The sequence below is a fragment of the Klebsiella sp. 54 genome (assembly GCF_018223875.1).
Classification (GTDB): domain Bacteria; phylum Pseudomonadota; class Gammaproteobacteria; order Enterobacterales; family Enterobacteriaceae; genus Klebsiella; species Klebsiella quasipneumoniae.
This window is the reverse complement of the sequence record NZ_JAGRRA010000002.1, coordinates 978,051-998,826: the sequence shown is the minus strand read 5'-3', so window position 1 is coordinate 998,826 and position 20,776 is coordinate 978,051. Positions and strand designations below refer to the sequence as shown.

At 60.2% G+C, this 20,776-nt stretch carries 17 protein-coding genes; 6 read left to right on the top strand and 11 right to left on the bottom strand.

From position 1 onward, the window contains the following. Positions 1 to 77: 77 nt before the first annotated feature. Positions 78 to 1,199 carry a cupin domain-containing protein gene (locus KHQ24_RS06375; protein ID WP_004206634.1) on the top strand — a complete coding sequence of 374 codons (1,122 nt, stop codon included), beginning with the start codon at positions 78 to 80 and terminating at the stop codon, positions 1,197 to 1,199. Positions 1,200 to 1,454: 255 nt separating this feature from the next. On the opposite strand, the gene KHQ24_RS06370 is transcribed toward KHQ24_RS06375, so the two are convergent. Beyond that, a complete protein-coding gene (locus tag KHQ24_RS06370; protein WP_048294486.1) occupies positions 1,455 to 1,946 on the bottom strand; it encodes an REP-associated tyrosine transposase in 492 nt (163 codons plus the stop codon). Between the two features lie 627 nt (positions 1,947 to 2,573). Then, positions 2,574 to 3,806, bottom strand: coding sequence for a peptidase T (pepT, locus tag KHQ24_RS06365; protein WP_004206633.1), 1,233 nt, complete (start codon positions 3,804 to 3,806; stop codon positions 2,574 to 2,576). A gap of 257 nt (positions 3,807 to 4,063) precedes the next feature. On the opposite strand from pepT, the gene potA reads away from it, so the two are divergent. The 4 genes from potA to potD are packed head-to-tail and all read left to right on the top strand — an operon-like array spanning position 4,064 to position 7,866. After that, on the top strand, positions 4,064 to 5,200 hold the full coding sequence (gene potA / locus KHQ24_RS06360; protein ID WP_004150811.1) for a spermidine/putrescine ABC transporter ATP-binding protein PotA: 1,137 nt from the start codon (positions 4,064 to 4,066) through the stop codon (positions 5,198 to 5,200). Further along, on the top strand, positions 5,184 to 6,041 hold the full coding sequence (potB, locus tag KHQ24_RS06355) for a spermidine/putrescine ABC transporter permease PotB (RefSeq protein WP_004150812.1): 858 nt from the start codon (positions 5,184 to 5,186) through the stop codon (positions 6,039 to 6,041). The genes potA and potB overlap by 17 nt, the downstream gene beginning before the upstream one ends. Then, the gene (gene potC, locus KHQ24_RS06350) at positions 6,038 to 6,823 is read left to right on the top strand and encodes a spermidine/putrescine ABC transporter permease PotC (protein ID WP_004150813.1); all 786 of its coding nucleotides are present in this window, start codon (positions 6,038 to 6,040) and stop codon (positions 6,821 to 6,823) included. Before potB ends, potC begins: the two co-directional genes overlap by 4 nt. Continuing rightward, a complete protein-coding gene (potD, locus tag KHQ24_RS06345) occupies positions 6,820 to 7,866 on the top strand; it encodes a spermidine/putrescine ABC transporter substrate-binding protein PotD (RefSeq protein ID WP_032455835.1) in 1,047 nt (348 codons plus the stop codon). The genes potC and potD overlap by 4 nt, the downstream gene beginning before the upstream one ends. A 45-nt stretch (positions 7,867 to 7,911) precedes the next feature. Here potD and KHQ24_RS06340 read toward each other — a convergent pair whose 3' ends face one another. From KHQ24_RS06340 to KHQ24_RS06300, 9 genes are all read right to left on the bottom strand, one after another. Continuing rightward, positions 7,912 to 9,636: an aldehyde dehydrogenase family protein gene (locus KHQ24_RS06340; RefSeq protein ID WP_211777167.1), complete on the bottom strand. Its 1,725-nt coding sequence runs from the start codon at positions 9,634 to 9,636 to the stop codon at positions 7,912 to 7,914. After that, positions 9,636 to 11,261, bottom strand: coding sequence for a long-chain fatty acid--CoA ligase (locus tag KHQ24_RS06335; protein ID WP_211777166.1), 1,626 nt, complete (start codon positions 11,259 to 11,261; stop codon positions 9,636 to 9,638). Before KHQ24_RS06335 ends, KHQ24_RS06340 begins: the two co-directional genes overlap by 1 nt. 280 nt (positions 11,262 to 11,541) lie before the next feature. After that, positions 11,542 to 11,886, bottom strand: coding sequence for a hypothetical protein (locus KHQ24_RS06330; RefSeq protein WP_023317922.1), 345 nt, complete (start codon positions 11,884 to 11,886; stop codon positions 11,542 to 11,544). A 90-nt stretch (positions 11,887 to 11,976) separates the two neighbouring features. Beyond that, positions 11,977 to 12,807, bottom strand: coding sequence for a Sir2 family NAD+-dependent deacetylase (gene cobB / locus KHQ24_RS06325; RefSeq protein ID WP_017898959.1), 831 nt, complete (start codon positions 12,805 to 12,807; stop codon positions 11,977 to 11,979). Between the two features lie 14 nt (positions 12,808 to 12,821). After that, positions 12,822 to 13,733, bottom strand: coding sequence for an N-acetylglucosamine kinase (nagK, locus tag KHQ24_RS06320; protein WP_032455829.1), 912 nt, complete (start codon positions 13,731 to 13,733; stop codon positions 12,822 to 12,824). Between the two features lie 48 nt (positions 13,734 to 13,781). Then, a complete protein-coding gene (lolE, locus tag KHQ24_RS06315; protein ID WP_008806005.1) occupies positions 13,782 to 15,026 on the bottom strand; it encodes a lipoprotein-releasing ABC transporter permease subunit LolE in 1,245 nt (414 codons plus the stop codon). Then, complete coding sequence (gene lolD / locus KHQ24_RS06310) at positions 15,026 to 15,727, bottom strand: lipoprotein-releasing ABC transporter ATP-binding protein LolD (RefSeq protein WP_004204584.1); 702 nt, start codon at positions 15,725 to 15,727, stop codon at positions 15,026 to 15,028. The genes lolE and lolD overlap by 1 nt, the downstream gene beginning before the upstream one ends. Next, complete coding sequence (gene lolC / locus KHQ24_RS06305; protein WP_004204582.1) at positions 15,720 to 16,919, bottom strand: lipoprotein-releasing ABC transporter permease subunit LolC; 1,200 nt, start codon at positions 16,917 to 16,919, stop codon at positions 15,720 to 15,722. Before lolC ends, lolD begins: the two co-directional genes overlap by 8 nt. A gap of 133 nt (positions 16,920 to 17,052) precedes the next feature. Then, positions 17,053 to 17,184: a hypothetical protein gene (locus KHQ24_RS06300; RefSeq protein WP_004140630.1), complete on the bottom strand. Its 132-nt coding sequence runs from the start codon at positions 17,182 to 17,184 to the stop codon at positions 17,053 to 17,055. A gap of 39 nt (positions 17,185 to 17,223) precedes the next feature. Here KHQ24_RS06300 and mfd point away from each other — a divergent pair, with 39 nt between their 5' ends. Beyond that, entirely contained in the window at positions 17,224 to 20,670 is a 3,447-nt protein-coding gene (gene mfd, locus KHQ24_RS06295; protein WP_064183060.1) for a transcription-repair coupling factor, read from the top strand. The last annotated feature ends 106 nt before the right edge of the window (positions 20,671 to 20,776 follow it).

Here is a 20,776-nt window from a genome sequence, read left to right as displayed (position 1 = left end):
TTTTTTCACGGCGCCTGCATCGCCGGGGCGCCGCATCCGTTATAATCCCTGTCAGACACCTGCAGTGGAATATCAATATGGATTATCAATTAACGCTTAACTGGCCCGACTTTATCGAACGCTACTGGCAAAAACGGCCGGTGGTATTGAAGCGCGGCTTCGCCAATTTTATCGACCCGCTGAGCCCGGACGAACTGGCTGGACTGGCCATGGAGAGCGAGGTCGATAGCCGCCTTGTCAGCCATCAGGATGGAAAATGGCAGGTCAGTCACGGTCCCTTCGAAAGCTACGATCACCTGAGCGAAAACAACTGGTCCCTGCTGGTGCAGGCGGTTAACCACTGGCATGAGCCGTCTGCGGCGCTGATGCATCCGTTCCGCGCCCTGCCGGACTGGCGTATCGACGACCTGATGATCTCCTTCTCAGTACCGGGCGGCGGCGTCGGCCCGCATCTGGATCAGTATGATGTGTTTATCATTCAGGGCACCGGCCGTCGACGCTGGCGCGTCGGGGAAAAAGTGCCGATGAAACAGCACTGCCCGCATCCGGACCTGCTGCAGGTTGACCCCTTCGAGGCGATCATCGATGAAGAGATGGAGCCGGGGGATATTCTCTATATTCCGCCAGGATTCCCGCATGAGGGGTATTCGCTGGAAAACTCGCTCAACTATTCGGTCGGCTATCGCGCGCCGAATGCCCGCGAGTTGTTCAGCGGATTTGCCGACTACGTTCTCCAGCGCGAACTGGGCAGCCAGCGCTACGCCGATCCGGACGTGCCGTCGCGCGACCATCCGGCGGATATTTTACCGGCCGAACTCGACCGCCTGCGCGAGATGATGCTGGGGCTGATTAACCAACCGGAGCACTTTAAGCAGTGGTTCGGCGAGTTTATCACCCAGTCGCGTCATGAACTTGACGTCGCGCCGCCGGAGCCGCCTTATCAGCCTGACGAGATTTATGATGCCCTGCAGCAGGGCGATACCCTGGAACGCCTGGGCGGCCTGCGGGTGCTGCGCATTGACGGCGAGGTGTTCGTCAATGGCGAGAAGATCAACTCCCCGCACCGTCCGGCGCTGGACGCCTTAGCTACCCACCTGACGCTGCGCGCCGACCATTTTGGCGATGCGCTGGAAGATCCTTCCTTCCTCGCCATGCTGGCGGCGCTGGTCAACAGCGGCTACTGGTTCTTTGGCGACTGAGTCTCCATCCTGCCCGGCGGCGCTGCGCTTGCCGGGCCTACGGGTTCTGCGGTCATCGGCTGGACCGTAGGCCGGATAAGGCAAAGCCGCCATCCGGCATGAAGACAGGTGCCCGCTCTGCTGTTCACCGCCCGGCGGCGCTGCCCTTGCTGGGCCTACGGATTCTGTAGTCACCGGCTGGACCGTAGGCCGGATAAGGCGAAGCCGCCATCCGGCACTTTGTGGTTTCGATGGCGACAATGTCTTACCCGAGCATTATCGCCTCTCGCCTGCATCAAATTCGCTTACCTCACCCGCCCAATCCGGCGGATACCCTCCCTGACGCACATCGCGATGAAAGGTCGAATACGGCCAATCCTGCACCCTACGGACATGACCGTGCTTAACAGGATTGATATAAACGTAATCCATATGCCGCCGGTAATCTTCTTCATTACGGATGGTATGTTCCCAGAATCGCGGCTGCCAGATATGGTGCTGCGCCAGCGCTCGGGTAAACATTTTTTTAATGTCCCGCCAGCGACCGGAATAATCGGTATCCCCCTCAGGCAGGGTCCATATGCAGTGCATATGCTCTGGTAAAACGACCCAGGCGTTAATCAGAAACGGTTTTTTGCTTTTAACAAACGCTGTAGCGGCACGCAGATGAGCAATATGCCGCGTCAGGAGATCGCTGCGCCGATTTTGCAGGTTAACGGTGAAGAACCAGCAGCCGCCGGGGATATAACTGCGACGATAATCAGACATGTCTCAGTATTAGCCTTATTGCTTTTGCCCGGCGGCGCTGCGCTTGCCGGGCCTACGGGTTCTGCGGTCATCGGCTGGACCGTAGGCCGGATAAGGCGTTAGCCGCCATCCGGCATGAAGACAGGTGCCCGCTCTGCTGTTCACCGCCCGGCGGCGCTGCGCTTGTCGGGCCTACGGGTTCTGCGGTCACCGGCTGGACCGTAGGCCGGATAAGGCGAAGCCGCCATCCGGCATGTAGACAGGTGCCCGCTCTGCTGTTCACCGCCCGGCGGCGCTGCCCTTGTCGGGCCTACGGGTTCCGCGCTCACCGGCTGGACCGTAGGCCGGATAAGGCGAAGCCGCCATCCGGCATGTAGACAGGTGCCCGCTCTGCTGTTCACCGCCCGGCGGCGCTGCGCTTGCCGGGCCTACGGGTTCTGCGCTCACCGGCTGGACCGTAGGCCGGATAAGGCGAAGCCGCCATCCGGCATAAAGACTGGCACCTGCTCTGCTGTTCACCACCCGGCGGCACTGCCCTTGCCGGGCCTATGGGTTCTGTTGTCACCGGCTGGACCGTAGGCCGGATAAGGCGAAGCCGCCATCCGGCATCTTGTGCGACAAGCAGAATGACCGGTCTGGTTGCGAAGATTATTTCCCTGTTCGTGCCGCCGTCAGCTCGGCGATACGCACGATCACCTGCACCGCTTTCTCCATCCCTTCCAGGGTGACAAACTCATGTTTGCCGTGATAGTTGTAGCCGCCGGTAAACAGGTTCGGGCACGGCAGTCCCATAAACGAGAGCTGCGCGCCGTCGGTACCGCCGCGGATCGGTTTCATCTGCGGTTCGATATCGCAGTCCACCATCGCCTGGCGGGCAATATCGACCACGTGCGGGTGGGCGATCACCTGCTCATGCATGTTGTAATAACTGTCCTCGATCACCAGCTCGATATAGCAGTCCGGGTGTAGCCCCTTGCCCACCTTTTTGGCGATCTCCATCATCTTGCGCTTGCGCGCCTCAAAGTGCTTGCGGTCAAAATCGCGGATGATGTAGTGCATCTCGGCCCGATCGACGCTGCCTTTGATGCTGGTGAGGTGATAAAAGCCTTCATAGCCTTCTGTGGTCTCCGGCGCCTCGTCGGCCGGCACTTCGGCATGAATGCGCGCGGCCAGCGACAGCGCGTTGACCATCACCCCTTTCGCGGTGCCGGGGTGCACGTTGTTGCCAACGATCTTAATGGTCACCGAGGCGGCATTGAAATTTTCAAACTCCAGTTCGCCGACCCCGCCGCCGTCTACGGTGTAGGCCCAGCGGGCGTCAAAGGCCTCGACGTCGAAATGCTTCGCCCCTTTTCCCACCTCTTCATCGGGGGTGAAGGCCACGCGGATATCGCCGTGGGGGATGTTTTTCGCCTGCAGGGTCGCCAGCGCGGTCATGATTTCGGCGATGCCGGCCTTGTCGTCCGCCCCCAGCAGCGTCTTCCCGTCGGTGGTGATCAGCGTCTGCCCCAAAAGCTGATGCAAAACCGGGAACATCACCGGAGAGAGCACCTCATCGCCAATGCCGAGCGCGATATCGCCGCCGCGATAGTTTTCGACAATCTGCGGGTTAACGTTTTTGCCGCTGAAATCCGGGGAGGTGTCGACGTGAGAGATAAAGCCGATGGCCGGGATATCGCCCTCAACGTTGGCGGGCAGGGTTCCCATTACCGTCCCTTTTTCACTCAGCGTTACCTTGACCAGTCCCATTTCTTCCAGCTGCGCCTGCAACAGGCGTAACAGCTTCCACTGCCCTTCCGTGCTGGGGACCTGACGAACGCCAGGCTTCGACTGCGTGTCCAAAGAAACGTACTGCAAAAAACGCTCAAGCAATTTATCCATGTAGCCACCCTCTTCTTTTGTGACAACATTATTGATAAGCCAGAAAAGACAAATATTGCGTCAGGTCATTTTTAGCCCGTAAAGCGAAATTTAATAACGGAACCGACGTTATGGTGTAAAGGTAGACTATGCGGGCGTATCAAGGATTGGCGATTACCCTCGTTTGCCGTAGAATGCTGGCCCTTATTAAAAACGTGCAACCCCAAAGGTGGTTAATCACAAACCCCGCAGCGGCCGGAAATTTCCGTTGCGTCTACATGGGACAGAGTCAAAAATTGAATATACAACCGCGTTCGCGTTCGCCGCTGGTGCATCTGGCGGGAATTCGCAAGAGCTTTGATGGTAAAACGGTCATCGATAACCTTAACCTGACCATCAACAATGGTGAGTTTCTCACCCTGCTTGGCCCCTCTGGCTGCGGTAAAACCACCGTTCTGCGCCTTATTGCCGGCCTGGAAAACGTCGACAGCGGACGGATCCATCTCGAAGATCACGATATCACTCATGTTCCGGCGGAAAACCGCCACGTTAATACCGTATTCCAAAGCTACGCCCTGTTTCCGCATATGACGGTGTTCGAGAACGTCGCCTTTGGCCTGCGGATGCAGAAAACCCCGGCGGCGGAAATCACACCGCGGGTGATGGATGCCTTAAAGATGGTGCAGCTGGAGGCCTTTGCCCAGCGCAAACCGCACCAGCTCTCCGGCGGCCAGCAGCAGCGCGTGGCCATCGCCCGCGCGGTGGTCAACAAACCGCGCCTGCTGCTACTCGATGAGTCCCTTTCGGCGCTGGATTACAAGCTGCGCAAGCAGATGCAGAACGAACTGAAAGCGCTGCAGCGTAAGCTCGGCATCACCTTCGTCTTCGTCACTCACGACCAGGAAGAGGCCCTGACCATGTCCGATCGCATCGTGGTGATGCGTGATGGCAAAATTGAGCAGGACGGCACCCCGCGCGAGATCTACGAAGAGCCAAAAAACCTGTTCGTCGCCAGCTTTATCGGCGAGATCAATATCTTCGACGCCACGGTCATTGAACGCCTCGACGAACAGCGCGTGCGGGCCAGCGTGGAAGGGCGTGAATGCAACATCACCGTCAATTTTGCGGTGGAGGCCGGCCAGCGCCTGCATGTCCTGCTGCGCCCGGAAGATCTGCGCGTCGATGAGATCCACCACAACAGCGACGCCGACGGCCTGATAGGCTATGTCCGCGAGCGCAACTATAAGGGCATGACCCTCGAGTCGGTGGTGGAGCTGGAAAACGGCAAAATGGTGATGGTCAGCGAATTCTTTAACGAAGACGACCCGGATTTCGACCACTCTCTTGATCAGAAAATGTCTATCAATTGGGTAGAGAGCTGGGAGGTGGTGCTGGCCGATGAAGAACACCAGTAAATTCCAGAATGTGGTGATCGCCACCATCGTTGGTTGGCTGGTGCTGTTTGTCTTTCTGCCCAACCTGATGATCATCGCCACCAGCTTCCTGACCCGCGACGACGCTAACTTCGTCAAGCTGGTCTTCACGCTGGACAACTACTCGCGGCTGCTGGATCCGCTCTATTACGACGTGCTGCTGCATTCGCTGAACATGGCGCTGCTGGCGACCCTCGCCTGCCTGGCGCTGGGCTACCCGTTTGCGTGGTTCCTTGCCCGGCTGCCGCAGAAGGTGCGGCCTCTGCTGCTGTTCCTGCTGATCGTTCCCTTCTGGACCAACTCGTTGATCCGCATCTACGGGCTGAAGATTTTCCTCAGCACCAAAGGCTACCTGAACGAGTTTCTCCTGTGGCTGGGAGTGATCGACACGCCGATACGCATTATGTTCACCCCGTCGGCGGTGATTATCGGCCTGGTGTACATCCTGCTGCCGTTTATGGTGATGCCGCTCTACTCCAGCATTGAGAAACTGGACCGTCCGCTGCTGGAAGCGGCGAAAGATCTCGGCGCCAGCAAGCTGCAGACGTTTATCCGCATCATCATTCCGCTAACCATGCCGGGGATCATCGCCGGCTGCCTGCTGGTGATGTTGCCGGCGATGGGGCTATTCTACGTTTCCGACCTGATGGGCGGCGCCAAGAACCTGCTGATCGGCAACGTGATCAAGAGCCAGTTCCTCAATATTCGCGACTGGCCGTTCGGCGCGGCAACCAGCATTACCTTAACCCTGGTGATGGGCCTGATGCTGTTGATTTACTGGCGCGCGGCGCGCCTGCTGAATAAAAAGGTGGAGCTGGAATGATCGGTCGACTGCTGCGCGGCGGCTTTATGACCGCCATCTACGCGTATCTCTACATCCCTATTATTATCCTGATCGTTAACTCATTTAACCGGTCGCGCTTCGGCATCAACTGGCAGGGGTTCACCACCGACTGGTATAGCCTGCTGATGAACAACGATAGCCTGCTGCAGGCCGCCCAGCACTCGCTGACCATGGCGGTGCTTTCGGCGACCTTCGCCACCCTTATCGGCTCGCTGACCGCCGTGGCGCTGTATCGCTATCGCTTTCGCGGCAAACCGTTCGTTAGCGGTATGCTGTTTGTAGTGATGATGTCGCCAGATATTGTCATGGCTATCTCCCTGCTGGTGCTGTTTATGCTGATTGGCGTCCAGCTTGGCTTCTGGTCGCTGCTGTTTTCGCATATCACCTTTTGCCTGCCGTTTGTGGTGGTCACCGTATACTCCCGGCTGAAAGGCTTTGACGTGCGGATGCTGGAGGCGGCGAAAGATCTGGGCGCCAGCGAGATGACCATCCTGCGTAAAATCATCCTGCCGCTGGCCCTGCCGGCGGTGGCCGCCGGATGGCTGCTGAGCTTCACGCTGTCGATGGATGACGTGGTGGTCTCCTCGTTCGTCACCGGTCCGGGGTATGAAATCCTGCCGCTGAAGATCTATTCGATGGTCAAGGTCGGCGTTTCGCCAGAGGTGAACGCCCTGGCAACGATACTGTTGGTTCTGTCGCTGGTGATGGTCATCGCCAGTCAGTTAATTGCACGTGATAAAACTCAGGGGACGTTAAAATGAAAAAATGGTCACGCCACCTGCTCGCGGCGGGCGCTCTGGCAATCGGCATGAGCGCTGCCCACGCGGACGACAGCAAAACGCTCTACTTCTACAACTGGACCGAATATGTGCCGCCGGGCCTGCTGGAGCAGTTCACCAAAGAGACCGGCATCAAGGTTATTTACTCGACCTACGAGTCGAACGAAACCATGTACGCCAAACTCAAGACCTATAAAGACGGAGCGTACGATCTGGTCGTCCCGTCGACCTACTTCGTCGACAAGATGCGCAAAGAAGGTATGCTGCAGAAGATCGATAAGAGCAAGCTGACTAACTTCAGCAACCTCGATCCGCAGATGCTGAACAAACCGTTCGACCCGAATAACGACTACTCCATCCCCTACATCTGGGGGGCGACGGCTATCGGCGTTAACAGCGACGCTATCGATCCGAAAACCGTCACCAGCTGGGCCGACCTGTGGAAACCGGAATACAAAAGCAGCCTGCTGCTGACCGACGACGCGCGCGAAGTGTTCCAGATGGCGCTGCGTAAGCTGGGTTATTCCGGCAACACGACCGACCCGAAAGAGATTGAAGCCGCCTATAACGAGCTGAAAAAACTGATGCCCAACGTCGCGGCGTTTAATTCCGATAACCCGGCGAACCCGTATATGGAAGGCGAAGTGAACCTCGGGATGGTATGGAACGGCTCGGCTTATGTCGCACGCCAGGCCGGTACCCCGCTGGAAGTGATCTGGCCGAAAGAAGGCGGCATCTTCTGGATGGACAGCCTGTCGATTCCGGCAAATGCTAAGAACGTCGACGGCGCGCTGAAGCTGATTAACTTCCTGCTGCGCCCGGATGTTGCCAAACAGGTCGCGGAAACCATCGGCTACCCCACGCCAAACCTGGCGGCGCGCAAAATGCTCAGCCCGGCAGTGGCCAACGATAAATCGCTCTATCCGGACGCCGCCACCATCGAAAAAGGCGAATGGCAGAATGACGTCGGCAGCGCCAGCACCATTTATGAAGAGTATTACCAGAAGCTGAAAGCGGGCCGCTAATCCCGCAGGGCGGAACCGCGGTTCCGCCCTTTTTTTGCCCTCACTTTAGCCTCTCAGCGCGCGCCAGAGGATCGCCGGCAGCTTGCGCCAGCGCGGCCGATGGTAAAAATCCGCCAGCCGCTGCGCCACCGCTTCCTGCCCCCGGTGGGTAATAAACCAGGGCGGCAAAGGCATCAGCGTCAGTTCGCCATGCCACAGACTGCGCGGAAACGGCCGAAACGGCGCCTCAATCACCGTGCGCTCGGTTTTCTCCAGCATAAAGCTGTTATGCACCTTGCCCCGCCCGCTCTGAATATCGTCGAGCGTATGGCCAGGGAACGCCCCCCACGGGCAAGGGGCTAACAGGAAGGCTACCCCGCTCCAGCAGTTGATCGCCACCGTGCCGTAGCGCAGCTCGGCGATCAGCGCGTTAAAACGCTTACGCCCTATCGCTTTACGGGTGCGCGGGTGGATCACAATATTGGCTCCCAGCGTGCCCTGCAGCCGCTGATTGGCATAGCCGATCGCCTGACGCAGAAAGCTTTCCGCGCTGTCGGCCTCAAGGCGGGTGATCGACAGCCCCGGACCAAAGACCTCCTGCTGGCAGAAGTCGGGGTCATCCTCGGTGTTCGCCACAATCAACGGCAGCGCATCGCCGCGCGCTATCTCCAGCGGCTGGCGGGCGCGCAGGCGAAAGTTAGTCAACCGGTTTTCCGCGCCGGGGTAATAGTCCGGGCGGGTATTGGCGGCGATCAGCCGGTACAGCTGGTTAAGCAGGGCCGACGCCGGCTCCCAGCCCTGCTGCAGGATCAGCACCTGGCTGGCCACGCAGTTAAACCCGCCGTTGTTCATTTTCTGCGTCGCCAGCTGCTGCGCCTGAAAAGCGATATCCGCCTCGCTCCATGGCCCGGGGACGATAATGGTGGGGCTGACCCCGCCCAGCTCTGAGGTCACCCGGCGCGGGTTCAGCGGCGTCCCGGCGGCCCGACGCTGGCGAGCGGCCTCACCGTCGCCCCAGACGATGGCGTCATGGCTCTCCCGCGATCCGGTGATATGGATCTCATCGACAGCGGGATGGGTGGTCAGCCACGCCCCCGCCCGGGCGTCGCCGGTGACAATGCGGAGCGCATCCATGGCGATCAGCGGCGCCAGAGCCTGAGCCAGCAGATCGTGCAGATAATCATTCACCGGGTTGAGCTTCAGCAGGCAGACCTGATTTTCAATAAACAGCTTGTGTAACACGTCCAGCGGCGCGATAGAGGCCACATTTCCGGCGCCGAGCACCAGCGCCAGCTTGCCCTGCCGCGCGGCCGGCGGGATGTCGTATGCGGCTGCCGCGCAGCGATCGAGATTGGCCCGGGTGACTCCCGGCTGCATCCAAATTTCAGCGCGAATACCGGAGAGCAGCAGCCGATCCCAGAGCGTGCCGGGCACCACCCGCAGCGCCAGCCGGCCGTCCGCCAGCGTCCTCAGCGGGATCCGCCGCAGAAAGGTTTTCTCCTCCAGTTGCTCCAGGGTGGCGATAAGCCCGTTGCAGCCGACCATTAGCGCGCAGGGGCCCGCCAGCCATTCTTCGCCCGTCAGCGGATCCCCCGCCGGCAGCCCTTTAGCCCTCGCCGCCGCCTCCACCCACGCCGGCGCTATGCTGGCCAGGGCATCCTTGATCTGGCGCAGGAGCGCCAGACGACGGTTCACTGAGGTTTCCGCCCAGCGCTGGCGCGCCGCCGACAAGGCGTGCAGCGCTGCGTCATACTGAGAGCAGGTCGTCAGACCGGGTCGCGCGTGGCTCATTATCCCTCACTCATTAAAATTTCCCCGTAGGCCTGGCGCAGCTGGTTTTTAAGCACCTTGCCCGTGGCGCTGACCGGTAGCGCATCGACAAATATCACCCGGTCCGGGATCTGCCATTTAGGCACCCGTTTCTCAAACCAGGCCAGCAGATCGCTCTCCTCCACTTCCCCTCCTTCCGCGCGGACGCACAGCAGCACCGGCCGTTCGTCCCAGCGCGGGTGGCGGGCGGCGATGGCCGCCGCGCTGCGTACCGCCGGATGCGCGATGGCAATATTCTCCAGCTCAACGGTGGAGATCCACTCGCCACCGGACTTGATAATATCCTTTGCCCGATCGCTGATCACCAGATAACCATTGGCGTCGAGCGTACCGATATCGCCGGTATCAAACCAGCCTGCCGCGGTCAGGGCGCTTTCGTCCTGACCATAGTATTGCTCTACCACCCAGTGCCCCCTCACCTGCAGATACCCCTGACTTTGACCATCCCGGGGCAACGGTTCGCCATCCACGTCGACCACCTGCAGCTCGATGCCAAAAATAGGCCGCCCCTGACCGGTACGCTGCTTTTGCTGCTCCTGTGCCGGGAGGGCGTCATGTTTGCTCAACAGCGTGTTGATGGTGCCGATAGGCGATGTTTCGGTCATTCCCCAGGCGTGGGTCAGCGCAATGCCGTAATCGCGCTGAAAGGCCTCGGCCATCGACGGCGGCAGCGCGGAGCCACCAACCAGCGCACGTTTGAATTCAGGCATTCTCACGTCTGTCCGACGCATCGCCGCCAGCAAGCCGGCCCAGATCACCGGCACGCCAAACCCCACGGTTACTTTCTCGGCAGCCAGCAGCTGCAGCAGGCTGTCGCCATCGAGGTGCGGCCCCGGCAGCACCAGCCGCGCCCCGACCATGGCGGCGATAAACGGCGTCCCCCACGCGTTGACATGGAACATCGGCACCACCGGCAACAGGCTGTCCCTGGCCGATATCCCGGCGGCGTCCGGCTGATTGCCGCTCAAAGCGTGCAGGACCAGCGAACGATGGGTATTCAACACCCCTTTCGGCCGGCCAGTGGTTCCCGAGGTATAGCAGAGCGAGGCCGGCGTCAGTTCATTCAACTGCGGCCAGCGGTAGTCTACTGTCCCCTGCTGCAACAGATCGTCATAAAACAGCAATGAGGGCAGCTGGCTGAGCGCCGCTTCGCTGCGGGGCTCCATCAGCACGAGGTGTTTCACCGTCGGCAGCTGCGCCAGCAGCTGCGCTACCAGCGGCAAAAAGGTCTGATCAAAGAACAGCACTTCGTCGGCAGCGTCGTTGAGGATATACAGTAGATGGTCAATCGACAGCCGCGGATTGACGGTATGCGTTACCCAGCCGCCGGAGGCGACGGCAAAATAGATCTCCAGGTGGCGACGGTTGTTCCATGCGAGGGTGGCGCAGCGGGCGCCCGGTGGCAGCCCCAATGATGCCAGCGCCGACGCCAGCCGCTGAGCGCGGCAGGCCACCTCCCCCCAGCTGCTGCGCTCCTTCTCACCGCCAGCGCTCACCGAGACGATCTCGGTCTCGCTGTGGTATTGCGCCGCATGGCTGAGCAGCGCGGTGGTGGTGAGATCCTGATAAATCATCGGTGACGGCATGGCGGGGTCTCCTTTGCAGACTTCCGGCGGAATTGAGGGGTGCGGCGCGATCGCGCGGGCGCCTATTGAATCTGGTCTACATTTGCCGGTCTGCACAAAAAAACGTACAGAAATCAGCGGTCACGCACAAAATAGAATAGGAAATCGCTCAGAAAGGAGAAGCCGAGAATGACAGGATGGAGATCATTGCCCGGCGCCGGTCCGGGCCATATCGTCAGAGCGACCGCCGGGGGCTGACGGTAGCCAGGAGAAAGTTATGCGCGTCTCAGGGGGAAGCGGATCAGCGTCGTCCGCCGTCGCGCTGACCTTTACCCTTCCCTTTTGCGGCTCGCCGCTGCAAAACACCCTCCATGATGCCGACAACCCCGTTGAGGGGTTTCCACAGCGCCACCAGCAGCAGCAACGGGCCGTATATTCGCACACCGCCGGTCGCTATCTGGCCGGTTAGCAACAGGGCTAAACCATCCAGCAGCAGGCACAATGCGCTGCCGGTGCCGACGAACAGACACAGCAGGAAGAGGATCGGTCGGCTGTCGGCGTGTAGCGGTAAAGCACGCTGGCTCCAGACGCCAACGAGAATGGCCGCGATCAAGGCGATCGATTCAATGACCAGGGGATTATGCATGGTCTGACTCCTGTCATGACGTATCATCCTTGTCAGCAGCGTTGCCGGAGGCGGCGGGCGTCGCCCTCGTCCCCGGCAGGCTGCTTCAGTTTACAGCGCGTTTTCCTGCAGCAGCTTATCGATAAAGGCGGGCACCACTTCGCTCGCCAGTCCGTAGTGCTTTTCGGCAAACTCGCTGCCCACCTGGCTGGGCTCCAGGTTCAGTTCAACGGTGTGGGCGCCGTGCAGCCGCGCCTCGTGCACAAAGCCGGCCGCCGGATAAACGTGGCCGGAGGTGCCGATGGCGATAAAGATATCCGCTTCGGCCAGCGCGCTGTAGATCTCGTCCATCCCCAGCGGCATTTCGCCAAACCAGACCACGTGGGGACGCAGCGCCGCCGGGAACTGGCAGCAGTGGCACTTATCCTCTGCGGTGACGTCGCCGGTCCACTCCAGCACCTGGCCACTCCACGAACAGCGCACCTTCAGCAGCTCGCCGTGCATATGGATCACCCGGCGGTTGCCGGCGCGTTCGTGCAGATTATCGATATTCTGGGTGACCAGCAGAAAATGGTCGCCCAGCAGATCCTCCAGACGCGCCAGCGCCAGATGCGCCGCGTTCGGCGCGATCTCCGGACTCTGCAGCTGACGACGGCGGGCGTTGTAGAACGCCTGCACCAGCGCCGGGTCGCGGGCGAAGCCTTCCGGCGTCGCCACATCTTCCACCCGATGCTCTTCCCACAGGCCATCGGCCGCGCGGAAAGTTTTGATCCCCGACTCCGCCGATATGCCCGCGCCGGTTAACACCACCACTCTCGGTTTGGCCATCGCTTCAGGCTTCATCCTGTCCTCCCTAAAGAAAATCCGCTGACGCAGACGGTCACGCAACTGACGTTTATTGCGACGAAAACGGCTCAATCGATGTAAACGGCGCGACTGCATAGCTACCTCTGTGATTAATGGGTCAGATGAAGGAAGGCCGCACCGCGCATTCCCCCGGCATCGCCGTGGCGCGCGCGCTCAATGCGCGGTACCCTGGCGACCGGCAGAAGATGGCGCGGTAATCGCTGCGCCAGCCCTTCGCTAATGGCCGTAAAGTTAGATAATCCACCGCCGAGCACCAGCAAATCCGGGTCGACAATGGTCAGTATATTCCCCAGACACACCGCCAGCAGATCGAGATAGCGCTCTACGTGCGCCTGGGCGCGCGGATCGTGCTGCTGCCACTGCGCCACAATCTCCGGCGAGGTGAGCGGTTGCTGATAAAAATGTTCATACAGCCAGGCAAAACCGCGGCCGGAGAGATAATTTTCAATGCAGCCCAGCTGGCCGCAGCCGCAGCGAAGCAGCGGAAAATCACGCCCGACCACCTCCAGGGCATCCACCGGCAGACGAATATGACCAAACTCGCCGGTGATATAGCTATGTCCGGTAATCGATTTACCGTTCAACACCAGGCCGCCGCCCACGCCGGTGCCGAGGATCAGCCCCATCACCAGCGGGTATTGCGTAAACTCATCGTCCCACGCTTCCGACAGCGCGAAGCAGTTGGCGTCATTATCGAGGCGCACATCGCGCCCCAGCCGCGCGCTGAGGTCGGCGCGCAGCGGCCGGCCGCTGGCGGCAGGCACGTTAGCGGCATACAGCGTGCCGTCCGCCGTTTCCGGCATCCCCGGGATACCGATCCCAACCGACCCCTGCTGGTCGAAGCGCTCATCGGCCTCGCGGACCAGCGCCTCTACCGCCTGAAGAAAATCCTCATAACTGCTTTTCGGCGTGGCGACGCGTTTTTCCCACTGCAGTCGCCGCTCCTGATTAAATACGCCCAGCGCTATCTTGCTGCCGCCAATGTCAAATCCATAGTACATTTCAGCAATTCCTCTTGTGTCGTCAGCCAGGCCGACGATGACGATAAATTACTGGCCACTCAGCACCCTCGCCGGGTCGATACGGCTGGCGCGGCGGGCGGGATACCAGCTGGCCAGCAAACTCAGCAACAGTGCTGTCACCAGCACATAAAAGACGTCCAGCCAGTGCAGTTCTGACGGCAGGAAGTCAATAAAATAGATGTCGCCGGAGAGGAATTTATGCCCAATCAGGTATTCGATGCCGTTGATGATTGACGTCAGGTTCAACGCGCAGATCACGCCGATCACCACCCCAAACAGGCTGCCTACCGATCCGGCTAATAAACCATACCACACGAAAATCGCGCGAATTAAGCCGTCTTTTGCGCCAAGCGTGCGCAGCACCGCAATATCGCCGCTTTTGTCTTTGACCGCCATCACCAGCGTCGAGACGATATTGAAGCAGGCCACGCCGATCACCAGCACCATCGCCAGGTACATAATGGCGCGGATCATCTGGATATCGCGATACATATAGCCGTAGGTGCCGATCCAGCTCTTGATATAGACGTAGCTGTTGGTCACCTCGCCGGCGTCGCGCACCAGCTTGTTAGCATGGAAAACGTCCGTGACCTTGATGGCGATACCGGTCACGCTGCCGCCCATCTCCAGGTACTGCTGCGCATCCTGCATCGGGATCATGGCAAAACTATGATCGAGCTGGCCGCTCAGCTGCAAAATACCGGTCACGTGCAGCCTGACGCGTTTCGGCTGCAGCAGCTGATGGTCGGCGTCGGCGTTAGGGATCATGATCGACACCCAGTCTCCCTGCTTCACGTGCAGCGCATCAGCAACGCCTTTACCCAGAATCACCTGCTGTTCACCGGCCTTGAAGCCGGCCCACGCGTTATTCTGCACAAAGGTGGGCAGCGCGCTGAGCCGGGTTTCCTGCTGCGGGTCGACCCCTTTCACCTGGATGGCGCGCATATTGCTGCCGCTTTCCACCAGGCCGGTGAAGTTAATATAGGGCGCCGCGGCGACTATCCCCTTCACTTTCTGCACCTTAGCCAGCGCCTCCTGCCAGTTATTCCACGGCTGGTTCACGGGTTCGATTTCACCGTGCGGCACCACCGCCAGCACGCGGTTATTCAGCTCGCGCTCAAAGCCGTTCATCGCGCTGAGGCCGACGATCAGCACTGCCACCCCCAGCGCAATACCGATGGTGGAGATCACCGAGATCAGCGACACCATGCCGCCGCGCCGCCGGCCGCGGCTGAAACGCAATGCAATCAGTAACGATAACGGAGAGGCCATTACTCGGCCCCCATCAGGGTCAGGTCGGCGGTCAGGCGGCCATCGCGCATCTCCAGCTGGCGGCTCATCCGCTTCGCCAGCTGCAGGTCGTGGGTCACCACCAGAAACGCGGTGCGCTGCGCGAGGTTCAGTTCGCCCAGCAGCTGGAAGATGCTGTCGGCGTTGCGAGCGTCGAGGTTACCGGTCGGCTCATCCGCCAATACCAGTCGCGGTTTGTTCACCAGCGCGCGGGCAATCGCCACCCGCTGGCGTTCGCCACCGGAGAGTTCCGACGGACGGTGATGGCTGCGGTGTTCAAGCCCGACCGCCTGCAGCATCGCTTTCGCCTGGCGTTCAATGTCCGCCGGCTTCTTTTTGCCAATCAGCAGCGGCATCGCCACGTTTTCCAGTGCGCTAAAGTCCGGCAGCAGATGGTGGAACTGATAGATAAAGCCCAGCTCGCGGTTACGCAGGTCGGCGCGCGCGGCGGTGGAGAGCTTGCTCATCGGCTGGCCGGAGAAAATCACGTCGCCAGAGGTGGGGGTATCGAGGCCGCCCAGCAGATGCAGCAGGGTACTTTTGCCGGAGCCGGAGGTACCGACGATGGCCATCATCTCGCCTTCATCAATGCTGAAGCTGACATTGTGCAGGACATCGGTTTGCACATTGCCTTCCTGATAGCGTTTGCACAGGTTGTCGCATTGCAGCAGGATCTTATTCATAACGTAAAGCCTCAGCGGGTTGAGTGGCGGCAGCGCGCCAGGAAGGGTACAACGTAGACAACAATGCCAGCGCCATCGCCACCAGGGCGATAACGACGACCTGCAGCGGCTCAATCGCCACCGGCAGCGCCGCGCCGTCAAGGAAGGCGCCGATGATCGGCATTAAATTATTCAACTGGCTGGCCAGCAGCGCACCAAGCACCGCTCCCAGCAGCGCGCCGACGATCCCTGCGCTGGCGCCCTGCACCATGAAGACGGCCATAATCTGCCGCGGCGTCAGCCCCTGGGTCTGTAGAATCGCCACTTCGCCCTGCTTCTCCATCACCATCATCCCCAGCGAGGTAATAATGTTGAAGGCCGCGACGGCGACGATCAGGCTGAGCAGCAGGCCCATCATATTTTTCTCCATGCGCACCGCCTGGAACAGTTCACCCTTGCGCTCGCGCCAGTCCTGCCACTGGGTGCCCGGCGGCAGCGTCTGCTGGCTGAGGGTATCCACTTGCAGCGGTTTATCCAGCCACAGGCGCCAGCCGGTGATATTCCCCAGCGGATAGCGCATCAAACGGGAAGCGTCGTCGATGTTGGTCAGCATCTGATAACCATCGACTTCGCTGTTGGCAGCGAAGGTGCCGATGACCGTAAACAGGCGCTGGCTCGGCACGCGGCCCATCGGCGTAAACTGGCTGGCGGAAGGAACCATCAGGCGAATTTTATCGCCGCGATTAACCCCCAGCTGACCCGCCAGCTGCTCGCCGAGAATAACGTTATATTTACCCGCCTGCAGATCGCTCTGTTTGACGTTCACCAGATACGGGGTCAGGGGATCGTTCTGCGCCGGGTCGATGCCCAGCATGACCCCGACCGCCACGCTGCGCGCGCTCTGCAGCACCACGTCGCCGGTGGTGATCGGCGCCACCCGGGTTACGCCCTGGAGTTTCGCCTCGCGCTCCGGCAGCTGTTGGGGATTCACCGAACCCTGTTTGGCGCTAAGTATGGCCTGGGGCATCAGCCCCAGGATGTTGTTTTGCAGCTCGCGTTCAAAGCCGTTCATCACCGACAGGACCGTCACCAGCGCCATGACGCCGAGGGTAATACCGATGGTGGAAAGCCAGGAGACGAAGCGACCGAAGCGGTCGGCTGCTCGCCCACGCATATAGCGCAGGCCGATAAAGAGTGCGGCAGGTTGATACATGTCATCCATCTGGTTGCTGATAGCCGATTCCCGAGTATATAAGCGATTAGGGGCAGCGTAAATGACTGATACCTGACGACTTTATTAGCAAAAATCCTAAAACCCAAGCAAATACAAACGGATAGATAAGTACTTACTTATTTATCTTTACGCTTATCGACAGCGCTGACCTTTCTTCACCCAACACGCGATGGCAATTCGGGTTGGCGAATCCAGACCAATCGCGGATAATCTCACTATTGAATATCAGCGAGTTGCCCTCCATATCGGCAGAGCGAATCCCTAAGAGACCATGAAACCGTCTATGCCTGAACAATATCGATACTCATTGCCGGTGAAAGCCGGTGACCAGCGCCAGCTTGGCGAGTTGACCGGCGCAGCCTGCGCCACCCTGGTGGCGGAGATGGCCGAACGCCACAAGGGCCCGGTGGTGCTGGTGGCGCCTGACATGCAAAACGCGCTGCGTCTGAACGACGAGATCAGGCAGTTCACCGACAGCATGGTGATGGGGCTGGCGGACTGGGAGACGCTCCCTTATGACAGCTTCTCACCGCATCAGGACATCATCTCCTCCCGTCTTGCCACCCTTTACCAGTTACCCACCATGCAGCGCGGCGTGCTGATCGTCCCGGTCAGCACGCTGATGCAGCGCGTCTGTCCGCACAGCTTCCTTCACGGCCACGCGCTGGTGATGAAAAAGGGTCAGCGCCTGTCGCGCGATGCGCTGCGCGATCAGCTTGAGGGGGCCGGCTACCGCCATGTCGATCAGGTGATGGAGCATGGCGAATATGCTACCCGCGGCGCGCTGCTCGATCTGTTCCCGATGGGCAGCGACCAGCCCTACCGCCTCGATTTCTTTGACGATGAAATCGACAGCCTGCGCCTGTTCGACGTCGACAGCCAGCGCACGCTGGAGGAAGTGGCGGCCATTAACCTGCTCCCGGCGCACGAATTCCCCACCGATCAGACCGCCATCGAGCTGTTCCGCAGCCAGTGGCGCGACCGCTTTGAAGTGAAACGCGATGCCGAGCATATCTATCAGCAGGTCAGTAAAGGGACGCTGCCTGCCGGTATCGAATACTGGCAGCCGCTGTTCTTCAGCGAGCCGCTGCCGCCGTTATTCAGCTATTTCCCGTCCAGCACGCTGATCGTCAACACCGGCGATCTCGAGGCCAGCGCGGAGCGTTTCCAGAATGAAGCCCGCGCCCGTTTTGAAAACCGCGGCGTCGATCCGATGCGCCCGCTCCTGCCGCCGGAACTGCTGTGGCTGCGCAGCGATGAGCTGTTTAGCGAACTGAAAAAGTGGCCGCGCGTACAGCTGAAAACCGAGCGCCTGGCGGACAAAGCGGCAAATACCAATCTGGGCTACCAGACGCTGCCGGACCTCGCCGTCCAGGCACAAAACAAAGCGCCGCTGGATAATCTGCGCCGCTTCCTCGAAGCGTTTACCGGCCCGGTTATCTTCTCGGTGGAAAGCGAGGGTCGCCGTGAAGCGCTGAGCGAAATGCTGGCGCGGATTAAAGTTGCGCCAAAACACGTGCTGCGTCTGGAGGAAGCCACCGGCAACGGCCGCTATCTGATGATTGGCGCCGCCGAGCACGGGTTTATCGACAGCCAGCGCGGCCTGGCGCTGATTTGCGAGAGCGACCTGCTCGGCGAGCGCGTCGCGCGCCGTCGTCAGGATTCCCGTCGCACCATTAACCCTGACACACTCATTCGCAACCTTGCCGAACTGCATATCGGCCAGCCGGTCGTTCACCTGGAACACGGCGTGGGACGCTATGCGGGGATGACCACCCTGGAGGCGGGCGGCATCACCGGCGAATACCTGATGCTGACCTACGCTAACGATGCCAAATTATACGTTCCGGTCTCCTCCCTGCATCTTATTAGCCGCTACGCCGGCGGAGCGGAAGAGAACGCGCCCCTGCATAAGCTGGGCGGCGATGCCTGGACCCGGGCGCGGCAAAAAGCGGCCGAGAAGGTACGCGACGTCGCGGCCGAATTGCTGGATATCTACGCCCAGCGCGCAGCGAAAGCCGGTTTTGCCTTTAAACACGACCGCGAACAGTATCAGCTGTTCTGCGACGGTTTCCCATTTGAAACCACGCCGGATCAGGCGCAGGCGATCAACGCCGTCCTCAGCGATATGTGCCAGCCGCTGGCCATGGACCGCCTGGTGTGTGGCGATGTGGGCTTCGGCAAGACCGAAGTGGCCATGCGCGCCGCCTTCCTCGCTGTGGAGAACCACAAACAGGTGGCGGTACTGGTGCCGACCACCCTGCTGGCTCAGCAGCACTATGACAACTTCCGCGATCGTTTCGCCAACTGGCCGGTACGCATCGAAATGCTCTCCCGTTTCCGCAGCGCTAAGGAGCAGGCGCAGATCCTCGAGCAGGCCGCGGAAGGCAAAATCGATATCTTGATCGGCACCCACAAGCTGCTGCAGAGCGAGGTGAAGCTGCGCGATCTGGGGCTGCTGATCGTCGACGAAGAGCACCGGTTTGGCGTGCGGCATAAAGAGCGTATCAAAGCGATGCGCGCCGATGTCGATATCCTGACCCTCACCGCCACGCCGATCCCGCGAACGCTGAACATGGCGATGAGCGGGATGCGGGATCTGTCGATCATCGCCACGCCGCCGGCGCGCCGCCTGGCGGTAAAGACCTTCGTTCGCGAATACGATGCGCTGGTGGTGCGCGAGGCGATCCTGCGTGAAACGCTGCGCGGCGGCCAGGTTTACTACCTGTTTAATGACGTCGAGAACATCCAGAAAGCCGCCGACAAACTGGCGGAGCTGGTGCCTGAGGCGCGGATCGCCATCGGCCACGGTCAGATGCGGGAGCGTGAGCTGGAGCGGGTGATGAATGACTTCCATCACCAGCGCTTCAATGTGCTGGTGTGCACCACCATCATCGAAACCGGGATCGACATTCCCACCGCCAACACCATCATCATCGAACGCGCCGACCATTTTGGCCTCGCCCAGCTGCACCAGCTGCGCGGCCGCGTTGGCCGCTCCCATCACCAGGCCTATGCCTGGCTGCTGACGCCGCATCCAAAGGCGATGACCACCGATGCGCAAAAGCGCCTCGAAGCCATTGCCTCGCTGGAAGATCTCGGCGCCGGCTTTGCGCTAGCTACCCACGATCTGGAGATCCGCGGCGCCGGGGAACTGCTGGGCGAAGATCAGAGCGGTCAGATGGAGACCATCGGCTTCTCCCTGTATATGGAGCTGCTGGAGAATGCGGTGGATGCGCTGAAAGCCGGGCGCGAGCCGTCGCTGGAGGATCTCACCAGCCAGCAGACGGAAGTCGAACTGCGCATGCCTTCCCTGCTGCCTGACGATTTCATCCCCGACGTCAATACCCGCCTGTCGTTCTATAAGCGCATTGCCAGCGCCAAAAACGAACAGGATCTGGAGGAGATCAAAGTCGAGCTGATCGATCGTTTTGGCCGCCTGCCCGACGCCGCCCGCAACCTGCTGGATATCGCCCGTCTGCGTCAGCAGGCGCAGAAGCTGGGGATCCGTAAACTGGAAAGTAACGAAAAAGGCGGCGTGATCGAATTTAACGAGAAAAACAACGTCAATCCGGTGTGGTTAATTGGCCTGCTGCAGAAGCAGCCGCAGCACTTCCGCCTGGACGGGCCGACGCGCCTGAAGTTCATGCAGGATCTCGAGGAGCGTAAGACGCGGATGGACTGGGTTCGCCAGTTCATGCGCCAGCTGGAAGAGAACGCCGTCGCCTGATCGCGGGGGGATATGGCCGTTACGCCGTATCCCCCTTTCCACATATCTGGCAATCTTTACAAACATTTTGCAATCCGCCTGGATTTCCCCACACAGACTCACGCCA

Bases quoted from the DNA above. Each gene is read 5' to 3' on its own strand.
- KHQ24_RS06300 (WP_004140630.1), bottom strand. From the start codon at position 17,184: ATGGAGGGCAACTCGCTGATATTCAATAGTGAGATTATCCGCGATTGG.
- mfd (WP_064183060.1), top strand. From the start codon at position 17,224: ATGCCTGAACAATATCGATACTCATTGCCGGTGAAAGCCGGTGACCAG.
- KHQ24_RS06335 (WP_211777166.1), bottom strand. From the start codon at position 11,261: ATGCCGTCACCGATGATTTATCAGGATCTCACCACCACCGCGCTGCTC.
- lolD (WP_004204584.1), bottom strand. From the start codon at position 15,727: ATGAATAAGATCCTGCTGCAATGCGACAACCTGTGCAAACGCTATCAG.
- KHQ24_RS06330 (WP_023317922.1), bottom strand. From the start codon at position 11,886: ATGCATAATCCCCTGGTCATTGAATCGATCGCCTTGATCGCGGCCATT.
- cobB (WP_017898959.1), bottom strand. From the start codon at position 12,807: ATGCAGTCGCGCCGTTTACATCGATTGAGCCGTTTTCGTCGCAATAAA.
- lolE (WP_008806005.1), bottom strand. From the start codon at position 15,026: ATGGCCTCTCCGTTATCGTTACTGATTGCATTGCGTTTCAGCCGCGGC.
- KHQ24_RS06340 (WP_211777167.1), bottom strand. From the start codon at position 9,636: ATGAGCCACGCGCGACCCGGTCTGACGACCTGCTCTCAGTATGACGCA.
- potB (WP_004150812.1), top strand. From the start codon at position 5,184: ATGAAGAACACCAGTAAATTCCAGAATGTGGTGATCGCCACCATCGTT.
- pepT (WP_004206633.1), bottom strand. From the start codon at position 3,806: ATGGATAAATTGCTTGAGCGTTTTTTGCAGTACGTTTCTTTGGACACG.
- potA (WP_004150811.1), top strand. From the start codon at position 4,064: ATGGGACAGAGTCAAAAATTGAATATACAACCGCGTTCGCGTTCGCCG.
- lolC (WP_004204582.1), bottom strand. From the start codon at position 16,919: ATGTATCAACCTGCCGCACTCTTTATCGGCCTGCGCTATATGCGTGGG.
- potC (WP_004150813.1), top strand. From the start codon at position 6,038: ATGATCGGTCGACTGCTGCGCGGCGGCTTTATGACCGCCATCTACGCG.
- nagK (WP_032455829.1), bottom strand. From the start codon at position 13,733: ATGTACTATGGATTTGACATTGGCGGCAGCAAGATAGCGCTGGGCGTA.
- KHQ24_RS06375 (WP_004206634.1), top strand. From the start codon at position 78: ATGGATTATCAATTAACGCTTAACTGGCCCGACTTTATCGAACGCTAC.
- KHQ24_RS06370 (WP_048294486.1), bottom strand. From the start codon at position 1,946: ATGTCTGATTATCGTCGCAGTTATATCCCCGGCGGCTGCTGGTTCTTC.
- potD (WP_032455835.1), top strand. From the start codon at position 6,820: ATGAAAAAATGGTCACGCCACCTGCTCGCGGCGGGCGCTCTGGCAATC.